This window comes from Bradyrhizobium sp. 35 (assembly GCF_023073215.1).
Lineage (GTDB): Bacteria > Pseudomonadota > Alphaproteobacteria > Rhizobiales > Xanthobacteraceae > Bradyrhizobium > Bradyrhizobium canariense_D.
Window position 1 is genome coordinate 1 of the sequence record NZ_JADPJC010000023.1, and the last position, 11941, is coordinate 11941.

Annotated in this window: 7 protein-coding genes; 3 read left to right on the plus strand and 4 right to left on the minus strand. The window is 65.1% G+C overall.

Annotated features, from left to right (window positions below):
- Nucleotides 1-368: 368 nt before the first annotated feature.
- A complete protein-coding gene (locus tag IVB36_RS04185; RefSeq protein ID WP_247390757.1) occupies nucleotides 369-3209 on the minus strand; it encodes a winged helix-turn-helix domain-containing protein in 2841 nt (946 codons plus the stop codon).
- Between the two features lie 197 nt (nucleotides 3210-3406).
- Between IVB36_RS04185 and IVB36_RS04190 the strand changes: the two genes are divergently transcribed.
- The 3 genes from IVB36_RS04190 to IVB36_RS04200 all read left to right on the plus strand — a co-directional run bounded on the left by IVB36_RS04190 (nucleotide 3407) and on the right by IVB36_RS04200 (nucleotide 5517).
- On the plus strand, nucleotides 3407-3826 hold the full coding sequence (locus IVB36_RS04190) for an organic hydroperoxide resistance protein (protein WP_018458156.1): 420 nt from the start codon (nucleotides 3407-3409) through the stop codon (nucleotides 3824-3826).
- Nucleotides 3827-3862: 36 nt separating this feature from the next.
- Nucleotides 3863-4894: an alpha/beta hydrolase gene (locus tag IVB36_RS04195; RefSeq protein ID WP_018458157.1), complete on the plus strand. Its 1032-nt coding sequence runs from the start codon at nucleotides 3863-3865 to the stop codon at nucleotides 4892-4894.
- Nucleotides 4895-5013: 119 nt separating this feature from the next.
- Nucleotides 5014-5517 (plus strand): cytochrome P460 family protein, encoded by a 504-nt coding sequence (locus tag IVB36_RS04200; RefSeq protein WP_018458158.1) that lies wholly within the window; start codon nucleotides 5014-5016, stop codon nucleotides 5515-5517.
- 10 nt (nucleotides 5518-5527) lie between these two features.
- On the opposite strand, the gene IVB36_RS04205 is transcribed toward IVB36_RS04200, so the two are convergent.
- The 3 genes from IVB36_RS04205 to IVB36_RS04215 all read right to left on the minus strand — a co-directional run bounded on the left by IVB36_RS04205 (nucleotide 5528) and on the right by IVB36_RS04215 (nucleotide 11920).
- The gene (locus IVB36_RS04205) at nucleotides 5528-9037 is read right to left on the minus strand and encodes a hybrid sensor histidine kinase/response regulator (protein ID WP_026233515.1); all 3510 of its coding nucleotides are present in this window, start codon (nucleotides 9035-9037) and stop codon (nucleotides 5528-5530) included.
- A gap of 390 nt (nucleotides 9038-9427) precedes the next feature.
- Complete coding sequence (gene hemA / locus IVB36_RS04210) at nucleotides 9428-10657, minus strand: 5-aminolevulinate synthase (protein WP_018458160.1); 1230 nt, start codon at nucleotides 10655-10657, stop codon at nucleotides 9428-9430.
- Between the two features lie 201 nt (nucleotides 10658-10858).
- Nucleotides 10859-11920: an MBL fold metallo-hydrolase gene (locus IVB36_RS04215; protein ID WP_018458161.1), complete on the minus strand. Its 1062-nt coding sequence runs from the start codon at nucleotides 11918-11920 to the stop codon at nucleotides 10859-10861.
- Between the last annotated feature and the right edge of the window lie 21 nt (nucleotides 11921-11941).

The window sequence follows — 11941 nt, forward strand, 5'->3', positions numbered from 1 at the left end:
GCCGTCCAACCATCGCGCAGGGAAGGCCGAGTGATTGGCTACACCTGTATGCTGCTGTGCGGTTTCCTTGCGCTACATTTTCGCGCAGCGGACCGCGGGTGCCAGCCGGCACCCGGCCTTCCCTGCGCCCTCTTGGCTTTGAGGGTGGAATGACCAGGCAAAGCTCGGGCGAAACGCGCCGCGAGGACGCGAAGGCATGTCTGCAAGTTGAACCTGAATTGGAGGATGGCGATGCTGCCCTTTGCTCCGTCATTGCGAGCGTAGCGAAGCGTTCCAGCGTCCTACCGCGGAGAGATTCTGGATTGCTTCGCTGCGCTCGCAATGACGCTTTGAGAGAGTGCGCGCCTCACTCCGCACCAGAGTCCGCGTCACAATGTTTGCAACAACTTCTCGGCAGCCTTGATATCCGCTGTTTCCGAGCCCTGGGCGAAGCCTTCATACGCCAATTGAAGCCACCGCTTCGCTTCCTCGCGCCGGCCGCGTTCGACAAGGAGACCGGCGAGATCGATCGCGGCCCGCAGCTCCCAGGCCTTGGCACCTTTGCGACGACTCAATGCCAGTGATTGCACGAAATGGGCTTCCGCTTGATCGGCCTCGGGCTGGGCTCTGGCCAAGAGAACCCTGCCCTTCATGCGCAGCAGCTCGGGCATGTACAGATGATCGCCGCTTTGCTCGACGAGGCGGATCGCGTCGTCGAGCAGGCGCGCGCTCCGCTCGATCTGCCCAAGCGTCATCAAGCCCTGAACAAGCGCGATGTTGAACGTCGTGGTGAGCAACTCGTAACCGGCATCGTGGAGCTCACGCAGACACGTCCCGATCGTCTCGACGCCTTCGGCGGCATTGCCGCGCTGGATCGCCAGCTCGCCTTTGACGCCGCGGCCGACCGCAAGATAGGGCCCCATGGAGCGCGATTCGGCATGGGCGATGAAGCGGTCGATGTTCTCTTCCGCGGCATCGAGGTCTCCGCTCCAGAGATCGATCGAGACCGCCCAGATCAACGCAATGCAGAGCGTGATCGGATGGTCCATCTGGGCGGCCTCGACGACCGTCTGCCGGGCCAGTTGCATCGCATCCGCGGGGCGGCCCTGCAACCAAAACTCGCGCGCGAGCGAGATGCCGGCCCGGTTGCGGTGATCGAAGCCATAGACGGTGCTGATCCGTTCCGTGCCCGGCTTATGCCAGGCGGTCTCCAGCATCGTCAACGCGTCGCGATGCTCGCCGGCAAGATGCAAGGAGACACCGAGGAGCGAATGGGCGAGGGCGAGGGAGGCGGCATCGCCGAGTGTCCCGGCGACCGTGAGGCTTTGCTGCGCATAGCCGAGCGCGGCGTCGAACTGTCCCATCCGCTCGTGGAAGATATGCATGCGCCCGAGCAGCTGGAGCTGGTTCGGCGCGTCGCCGCGCGCCTCGGCGATCGCAAGGCTTCGGCTCAACGCGGCACGCGCCGCTTCGCTGCCGCCGCGCGTGAACATCAAGGTCAGTCCGAGCGCGGCCTGGATGTGCATTTCCTCGGCGCCGCCGCGCGAGGAAGGATCGAGCGCAAGCAGCGCCCGTTCAGACCAGCGCCGGCACTCGACCAGCAACGACATCGCGAGAAAAATTGGCGCTGCAGCTGCGGCCAGTGCAATGCCGATGCTGGCATCGCCGTCCGTGCCAAAACACCAGTCCAGCGCCGCGCGCACGTTGTGAAGCGCGGAGAAGTGGATCGCGCGCTCGTCGGCGCTCGGCACCGTGGCCCATGTCGTGCCGGCCTGCTCCAGCCATTGCCGGTAATAGGTCGCGTGGCGGGCGGCGAGCGCCGCGTCATCAGGTTCGATCTCGAGCAGATAGGCGCGCGTCGTGTCGAGCAGACGGTAACGCATCATGGCGCCAATCGGCCGCGCCGCGACCATCGACTTGGCCACCAGGCCGTCGATGGCATCGAACAGGCGGGAGCGGTCGACGCGTTCGTCCGGCACGATCTCGAGTGCGGCGTCGATAGTGAAGTGACCGGCGAAAACCGCGAGCCTGCGCAGCACGAGACGTTCGATATCGGACAAGAGCCCGTAGCTCCATGCCAGCGTCGCCTGCAACGTCTTCTGTCGCGGCGGCGCCGTGCGCTGGCCCTGCCAGAGCAGATTGAGGCGCTCGTCGAGCAGTGCCGCGGTCTGCTCCAGGCCGTAGGCTTCGACCCGGCCGGCGGCGAGTTCGATTGCCAGCGCCATGCCGTCCAGCTTGCGGCAGATCCCGGCGACGATCGCTGCATTGGCATCGTCGAGCGCGATCTGCGCGCCACCGGCCGTGGCACGTTCGAGGAAGAGTTGAAGTGCAGGATAAGTCTGCGCCGCGGCCGCCGTCAGACCGGGATGGTCGGGCGGAACGGCAAGCGGCGCCAGCCGATACACCTGCTCGCCCTCGACCCGCAGGGCTTCGCGGCTCGTCGCCAGAATGTAGATATTCGGTGCGGCGTGGAAGATCTCGGCGGCCAGCGGGGCCGCGGCTGCGATGACGTGTTCGCAATTGTCGAGGATCAGCAGCATCCGCTTGTCCCGGAGATGCGCGAGCAGCGCAGGCAGGGGATCGTCGGTTTGCGCCGGCAAGCCCAGCATCAGCAGGATCGAGGTGATCACGAGATCGGGATCGCTCAGCGCGGCAAGATCGACGAAATGTGCGGCGTCGGAGAATGTCGCGAGCAGATCGTGAGCGATGGCAACGGCAACGGCGGTCTTGCCGACACCGCCCGGGCCGACGATCGTGACGAAGCGCGAGCGGATCAGCCTGTCGGAGACGGCGGCGACCGCATCGTCGCGCCCGACCATTCGTTGCAGCCGGTTCGGCAGTTTGACGGGCGGCAATTCCGTTCGCGCTACGGTGCGCCGATCTGCCGCGATAGCCGCCTGCGAGATCGGCGCCACGAAGCAATAGCCGCGGCCGGAGAGCGTCGTGATGTAGCGGGCACCGTCCCTGCCGTCGCCAAGGGCCTTGCGAAGCGCCGCGACGTGAAAGCGCAGATTGGCGTCCTCGACTGTCATGCCGGGCCACACCAGCGCCATCAGATCATACTTGCTGACGACCTGGTTCGGCCGCGACATCAGCGCGAGCAGCGTGTCGAAGGCCTTTGCACCGAGCGGCAGCGCGACGCCGTCGCACATGACGAGTCTTTCGTGCGGCGTCACAGTGAATGGCCCAAACGAGAGGGTTCCCGTTGCGGTGCCGGCCGGCTCGGTCATGGCGGAATCCTGATCTTTTGGAACGGACCGGATAGCCAGATGATCGCAATCCGGCAAGGCCGTCCCACGCCGCGATCGGACCGCGGATGCAGGTCCTGTGAGGCGCGCGAACCGAGACCTCACAACTTCTCACAAGTCCCAACGGGTGTGTCGCGGCAGCCGCTGCTAGTGAGTTGCGCGATGGCAAGGAGACATTCATGACCCAAGCGGCAAAATTGCTCTACACGGCCCGGACCCGCACCAGTGGCGGGCGGCAGGACGGGATATCGCGCAGTTCCGACGGCCGTCTGGATGTCAAGCTGTCGCCGCCGGGCGGCAACGGCATCGGTACCAATCCCGAGCAATTGTTCGCGGCCGGCTGGTCGGCCTGCTTCGAAGGCGCGATGGAAATCGCGGCCCGCAAGCGGAAGATCGAGCTCCCCAGGAAATGTGCGATCGATGCGGAGATCGACCTCGTGCTCGACGAGGGCGCCTATTCGCTCAGGGCACGCCTCGATGTCAGCCTGCCCGGCCTCGATCGCGAGATCGCGCGCGGCCTCGTCGATGAGGCGCATCAGACCTGTCCCTATTCCAAGGCCGTCCGCGGCAACATCGACGTCACGGTCGCACTGATCTGACGCACCACCTCCAACTATCAGAAAGGTAGCAGCATCATGAAACAGATCATCGATCAGCACCGCCGCCAGTTTTTCGGCATCGCCGCGGGAACTGTCGCCGCCGGCCTCGGCGTGATCGGCCTCGCCCGCGCCGAATCGCAAGCGACGCGCTCTTCCGCAAGGAATGCGTCGTTCGGCGCGATCAAGCAGATCGATGCCGGCGTCCTCAACGTCGGCTACGCGGAGGCCGGTCCTGCGAACGGCCCCGTCGCGATCCTGCTGCACGGCTGGCCCTACGACATTCACGCCTTCGTCGACGTCGCGCCAATCCTGGCAAAGGCCGGCTATCGCGTCATCATTCCCTATCTCCGTGGTTACGGCTCGACCCACTTCCTCTCCGCCGAGACGCCGCGCAACGGCGAGCCCGCGGCAATGGCAGCCGATATCATCGCGCTGATGGACAAGCTCGACATCAAGAAAGCGGTGGTCGCCGGTTTTGATTGGGGCGCGCGCACCGCCGACATCATCGCCGCGCTCTGGCCGGAGCGCTGCCGCGCGCTGGTCTCGGTCAGCGGCTATCTGATCTCCAGCCAGGCCGCGGGCAACGCGCCGCTGCCGCCGTCGGCCGAGCTGCAATGGTGGTACCAGTTTTATTTCGCGACCGAGCGCGGCCGCGCCGGATACGAGAAGTACACGCATGATTTCGCAAAACTGATCTGGAAGCTCGCTTCGCCGCAGTGGAAGTTCGACGACGCCACTTTCGAGCGCAGCGCGGCGGCGCTGGACAACAAGGATCACGTCGCGATCACCATCCACAATTACCGCTGGCGGCTCGGACTCGCCCAGGGCGAGGCGAAGTACGAGGAGCTCGAAAAGAAGCTTGCCGCAGCTCCCGTCATCAGCGTCCCGGCGATCACGATGGAAGGCGATGCCAACGGCGCGCCACATCCCGATCCAAGCGCCTATGCCAAGAAATTCTCGGGCCGGTACGACTATCGCCTGATCACCGGGGGCATCGGCCACAATCTGCCGCAGGAAGCACCGCAAGCCTTTGCCAAGGCCGTCATCGACGCCGACGGCGGCGCCTGAGGATTTTGGCAGCGCCTCGGTCCGGCAAGGCCGGACCGAGGCCTGACATGCGAACGCAGTTCAATGAAGCGTCAGCGAAAATGAAATCCGAAAAGTCAAAAGTTCCGTCTTCTACGACGATGATCGTGCTTGCCGTGCTCCTCCTCGTCGTTGTCCTGACCTGCGTGCCCTATCTGGTCACGATCGCTTTCGCGCAGGGCCCGGCGGATGCCTCGCCCATCTTCGGCGTCACTGTGCCGGAGGGCTACAAGCAGTGGGAGCTGATCGCGCCGGCCGAGGAGGCGGCTCCCCTGGACGAGCTGCGTGCCGTCGTCGGCAACAGGACCGCGATCGATGCTTATCAAGACAACAAGCTTCCGTTCCCGGACGGCACAATTCTGGTCAAGCGGGCCTGGAAGCGGAAACAGTCGCCCGAATTTGCGTCCGCGACGATTCCCGGTGAAGCCACCACCGTCCAGGTGATGGTCAAGGATTCCAAAAAATATGCCTCGACCGGCGGCTGGGGATTTGGTCGCTTCATCAACGGCAAGCCGGTCGACGAGGCCCAGCATCGCACCTGCTTCGCGTGCCACGAAGCTCGTGTGAAGTGTCGCGACTACGTGTTTACAAGGCTTGCGCCCTGAGTGCGGAGTTTCACTCCGCAGCCACCATCTGCTGCGTGCGCCACTGGCCGAGCAGGGCGCGCAGCGAAGCCGGCTTGACCGGCTTGTTGAGCACCGCAACCTTTTCGTCGCGCGCAGCCATTTGCACGGCGGGGCTGCGGTCGGCGGTGATCAGGATCGCGGGGATGCCGTCACCGAAGCGGCGGCGGATGTCGCGGATCGCGGCGATGCCGTTGCCGCGGTCGAGATGGTAATCGACCAGCAGGCCGGTCACGCGGCGGCCCGCAGTCTCGATTGCGGCGATCGCGGCCTCGGGATCGGCGACCGCGATCACTTCGGCGTCCCAGGCTTTCAGCAGCGTGCGCATGCCGTCGAGGATCGCGGCGTCGTTCTCGATGCAGACGATCAGGGTACCCGAGATCGAGGTGCGTGCGAGCGGCGTCGCACTGGTCACGGCCGCGGTGTGGGTGATCGCCTTCGCCGTCGGCACCGTCACGGAAAACACCGAGCCGCCGCCGACATTGGAATCGATGGCAATGTCGTGCTTGAGCACGCGCGCCAGCCGCTCGACGATCGACAGGCCCAGGCCGAGGCCGCGGGCGATCCGCGCACCCTGCTCGAGGCGGTGAAATTCCTTGAAGATCTCGCCGCGCTTGACCGTCGGGATGCCGACGCCGGTGTCGTAGACGCAGATCTTCAGCGTGGCGCCGCGGCGGCGGCAGCCGACCAGCACGCGCCCGCGTGGAGTATATTTGATCGCGTTGGAGATCAGGTTCTGGAGCAGCCGCCGCAGCAAGAGACGATCCGACTCGACGGGCAGCGAACACGGCACGAACACGAGCGCCAGATTCTTCGCGCGTGCGATCGGCGCGAACTCGATCTCCAGCGAGCGCATCAGATCGGCCATCTTGAAGCTCGAGATCGAGGTCGTCATCGCGCCGGCGTCGAGCCTGGAGATGTCGAGCAGCGCGCCGAGAATTTCCTCGATCGCCTGGAGCGATTCGTCGATGTTCTCGACCAGCCGTGTCTCCTCGCCGCTGTGCTGACGCTCGACCAGGCTCGTGACATAGAGCCGCGCCGCGTTCAGCGGCTGGAGAATGTCGTGGCTTGCGGCGGCGAGAAAGCGGGTCTTGGAGATGCTGGCGTCTTCGGCCGCGCTCTTGGCCAGCGCCAGCTCGGAATTCAGCCGGGTCAGCTCCTCGGTGCGGTCGCGCACCCGCTTTTCCAGCGTCGCATTGGCCCTCTCCAGCGCTTCGGCCGCCTCGAACGTGGGCGTGACGTCGGTGAAGGTAATGACGAAGCCGCCGCCGGGCATGCGGTTGGTCAAGATCTCGATCACCATGTGGCGGTCGGGCAGGCGCTCGAGATAAGGCTCGCCGTCGGTGGTGTAAGCCACCAGCCGGCGCTCCAGCATGGCCTCGCGCTCGATCGGATCGGCCGGCTCGCTCACGCCCATGAATTCCAGGATTTCACGCAATGGCGTGCCGAACTGGATGAAATGCGGAGGAACGTTGAGGAGATCGCCGAACTGCCGGTTGGAGCAGATCAGTTGCAGATCGGCATCGAACACCGCGATGCCCTGGCGCACATGGTTAAGCGCGGTCTGGAGGATCTCGCGGTTGAAATGCAGCGCCGCATGGGAATCGTCGAGCAGTTTTAGCGCAGCCTTGGCGGAGACCGTCCGTTTGCGCAGCAGCAGCGACATTACGAGACGCGAGGAGGCTGCGCCGATCGAGGAGGCGATCAGGTGCTCGGCGTGCTGCAGCAGCTCGAAATCGGCGGGCGCCCCGGACTCCAGCCGCACATTGCGCCGCGCGGATAAGGCCTCGAACGAATGCCGCGCGCGGTCAGGCCCGAGATATTGCGCTACCGTGGTCTGGATGTCCTGCACCGTGACCGTGGTGCGCCAGCGGCGGAAATTCGGGGAAATTGGCGCGAGCGTGTTGGGGACGAACAGATCGGCCTGGACCAGCTCGATCGAAGACGGCCGGCGCGCCAGCGACAGCAGCACGTAGGTGAGGATGTTGAGCGACAGCGACCAGACCACGCCGTGCATCAGCGGCGGCAAATCGGCGCCGAACAACGCCTGCGGCCGCAGCGCCTCGATCCCGAACGGGCCGTGCTGGAGCAGCAGGATGCCCGCCGTCGAGGTATCCATGAAGCTCGGGATGAAGAGCGTGTAGAGCCACACTGCGAAGCCGACCAGCATGCCGCCGATCGCGCCGCGCGCGGTCGCGCGCCGCCACAGCAGTCCACCGAAGAAGCTTGGTGCAAGCTGGGCGATGGCGGCAAAAGACAGCAGGCCGATCGCCGCGAGCTGGGTGTTGCCGAGCGCGCGGTAGTAGAAATAGGCCATCACCATGATGGCGAAGATCGCGAGCCGGCGCGAACGCAACAGGAAGTCGCTGAAATCGGCACCGCCGGTGCGCCCCTCCGGCCGTCGTTGCAGCACCAGGGGCACCACGAGGTCGTTCGAAACCATGATGGAGAGCGCGACGCATTCGACGATCACCATCGCGGTCGCCGCCGACAACCCGCCGACGAAGACGGCGACGCTGAGCAGATCCGCGCCGCCCTCCATCGGCAGCGCCAGCACGTACATGTCAGGATCGGCGGCGCCGAACGGGAAGCTGACGAGGCCGGCGAGCGCGATCGGGATCACGAACAGATTGATGGCGACGAGATAGAGCGGAAACAGCCAGCGCGCGCGACCGACCTCGGCGTCCGAGGAATTCTCCACCACGCTGACGTGGAACTGGCGCGGCAGCAGCATGATCGCGCACAGCGACAGCAGCGTCATGGTCAGGAAGTTGCCGATCGACGGCGAATAGTTGATGACGCGCACCGCCTCCGGTGTCTTCATCGCGCGCTCGATCAGTTCGTGCGGCGAGAACATCCAGAACGTGACGAAGGTGCCCGCAGCGAGGAAGGCGACGAGCTTGATGATGGATTCGGTTGCGACCGCCAGCATCAGGCCGTGCTGGTGCTCGGTGGCGTCCGTCTGCCGCGTGCCGAACAGCACCGCGAAGGCCGCCATCGCCAGCGTCACGATCAGCGCCACGTCGCCGATGATCGGGATGTGGGAGAAGGCCTGGTCTTCGCTCAGGATGGTTTCGAGCGAGGAGGCGACCGCCTTGAGCTGGAGCGCGATGTAGGGCACCGAGCCGATGATGGCGATCAGCGCGACGGTTGCCGCCACTGCCTGGCTCTTGCCGTAGCGCGCGCCGATGAAGTCGGCGATCGAGGTGATGTTGTGGGCCTTCGCGAGCTGGATCACGCGGCGCAGCACGCCGGCTCCGAGTCCGATCATCAGGATCGGGCCGACATAGATCGCGAGGAAGTCGGTGGAGGTGCGGGTGGCGAAGCCGACCGAGCCGAAGAAGGTCCAGGAGGTGCAGTAGATCGCCAGCGACAGCGGATAGATCAGCCCCGAGGCGCGGCCGCGCCCGGCCGGCGAGCGGCGGTCGCCATGGCTCGCCACCAGGAACAGAAAGCCGATATAGCCGAAGGCGGCGGCGATCACGCCCCAATCGTGCAGCATGGCGAGCGTGCTTCTCCCGGGGCGCGCGCTGGCCGCGCCCGATCTCATTTTCCCTGTAAATCTAGCGCGTTGGACGGGTGGAGGCGACAGCGAAATGCCGTGCCACGGCGGGAACCGGAGTTGTCGTTAAGCGGCTGCCTTAAAGCTGCGCTGCTTCTGGCTCCCCGAGAGAGTCCCCGCGTGGTACCCCCTCCCTGACCCTCCCCCACAAGGGGGAGGGAACGGAGAGACCGTCCGCGTTGCAGGAAATTCGAGACCGACCGCTACGCTGTGCGGCTCCGCCGACCTAAGGGAGGCGCAACTCTCTCGCTCCCTTCCCCCTTGGGGGACGGTGGGGAGGGGGTAGCTCCGGGACGGTGAAACTTAGATCGAAAGAGAAGGCGAAGAAGCCTACTCCGCCGCCAGCGACTTCTCGCGGAGCGGCAGACCCAGGCGGTCCCACACCTGCAGCAGGGCTTCGGCGAGTTGATCGATCAGGCCGTCGTCGTGATAGGGCGAGGGCGTGATGCGCAGGCGTTCGGAGCCCTTGGCGACCGTCGGATAGTTGATCGGCTGGATGTAAATGCCGTGCTGTTCGAGCAAGAGGTCGGAAGCCTGCTTGCACTTCTCGGCATCGCCGATGAACAGCGGGACGATGTGGGTGTCGCTCGACATCACCGGCAGGCCGGCGGCGTTGAGGATCGCCTTGACTCGGGCGGCACGGTCCTGGTGACGCTCGCGCTCCCAGCTTGACGTCTTCAGATGCTTGATCGCGGCGGTCGCGGCCGAGCAGATCGCCGGCGGCAGCGCGGTGGTGAAGATGAAGCCCGGCGCATAGGAGCGCACGGCGTCGATGATCTGGCCGTTGGCGGCGATGTAGCCGCCGAGGCAGCCGAACGCCTTGGCCAGCGTGCCTTCGAGAATGTCGATGCGATGCATCACGCCGTCGCGCTCGGCGATGCCGCCGCCGCGCGGGCCGTACATGCCGACGGCGTGGACCTCGTCGACATAGGTCATCGCGCCGTACTTCTCGGCGAGGTCGCAGATCTTAGCGAGCGGGGCGATGTCGCCGTCCATCGAATAAAGACTCTCGCAGGCGATCAGCTTGGGCCGGCTCGGGCCCGCAGCCTTCAACAGTGCTTCGAGATCGGCGAGGTCGTTGTGGCGGAACACGACCCGCTCGCAGCCGGACTGGCGGATGCCCTCGATCATCGAATTGTGGTTGAGCTCGTCGGACAGGATCAGGCAGTTCGGAATGAGCTTTGCGATGGTCGCGATGCCGGTCTGGTTCGAGACGTAGCCGGACGTGAAGAGCAGCGAGGCTTCCTTGCCGTGGAGATCGGCGAGCTCGGCCTCGAGCTGCACCAGCGGATGATGCGTGCCGGCGATGTTGCGGGTGCCGCCGGCGCCGGTGCCGACGCGGGTCGCGGTCTCGACCATCGCGCCCACCACCTTCGGGTGCTGGCCCATGCCGAGATAATCGTTGGAGCACCAGATCACGACGTCGCGCTTGCCCTTGGGCGAGTGCCAGAGCGCATGCGGGAACCGGCCGGCAATGCGCTCGAGATCGGCGAACACGCGGTAGCGCCGCTCGGTGTGGAGACGATCAAGGGCGGAATTGAAAAACTGGGCGTAATCCATCGTCAAACCTGCAGCGGAACCGACCAAAGACCCGCATATCCTTAGAGCTTTTCCAGCTCCAATGTCTATGCGCTATCCCACATTTGGACCTGCGGGGCATTTGGGCAAAATGCCCTATCGTGCGATTTGAAACTTGATCCGGATCAAGTTCGCGCGAGATGCAATGTTGCTCTGCACCATCCGCTGAATTGAAGTCAGCGCTCAGGTCGTCCTGAACTGCAACACGCCGTCCTGCGTCTCGGCCGTCAGCCGGCCCTCGACGATCATGTAATTGACGTGGGCGACCAGTTCGCCGGCAGCGAAACCCATCTGATGTTCGTCCAGAACGTGCTTGTTAAACACCACGGGCACCAGGGCGCGCGAGGTCTGCGGCACCTCGCGGCAGGCTTCCGCGATCAGGCGGCAGCGCTCCTCATGGTGATCGGCGAGCTGCTTGATGCGGGTCTTGAGCCCGTAGAACGGCACGCCGTGGCCAGGCAGCACCAGCACGTCATAGGGGAGAGTCGTGGTGAGGCGGGCGAGCGAGGCCAGATATTCGCCGAGCGAGTTCTGGTCGGGTTCGACCGCCCACACGCTGACGTTCGGCGAGATCTTGCTCAGCACCTGGTCGGCCGAGAGGAACAGCTTGTCGTCGGCGCAGTACAGCATCACCTGGTCGAGCGCGTGACCGCCGCCGGTGATCACCTTGAAGCGGCGCGTGCCGATCACGACGTCATCGCCATGCGAGATGCGGCGGTAGGACGGCGGCAGCACCGAGACGCGCTTGAGATAGTCCTGGCCGCGGCCGAGCAGTTTTTCGGTGAGCGACTCGTCCATGCCATGGCGGCGGAAGAACAGCCGCTGCGCTTCCTGCCGCTCCTCGGTGCCGCGGTTCTGGTGATAGACCGATTGCAGATATTCGACCTGCGACATCACGAGCGGGCAGTTGAACCGCTCGACGATCCACCCGGCCAGACCGACATGATCGGGATGGGAATGGGTCACGATCAGGCGCGTGATGTTGACGCCCTTCAGCGGCCCGTCGAACAGCTTCGTCCAGGCTTCGATCGTCTCCTCATTGCCGAAGCCGGCATCGATCATGGCATAGCCGTCACCATCGGCGAGCAGGTAGATGTTCACATGGTTGAGGCGGAACGGCAGCTTCAGCCGCGCCCACAACACTCCTGGCTTCACCTCGACGACCTGTTCGGGGCCGGGATGCTGTTCCCAGGGATAGCGCAGGGCGTCGGCGGAGGACTGCACGGTGTCGGTCTTTGCGTTCATCCTACCGGCTTAAACCCGCCC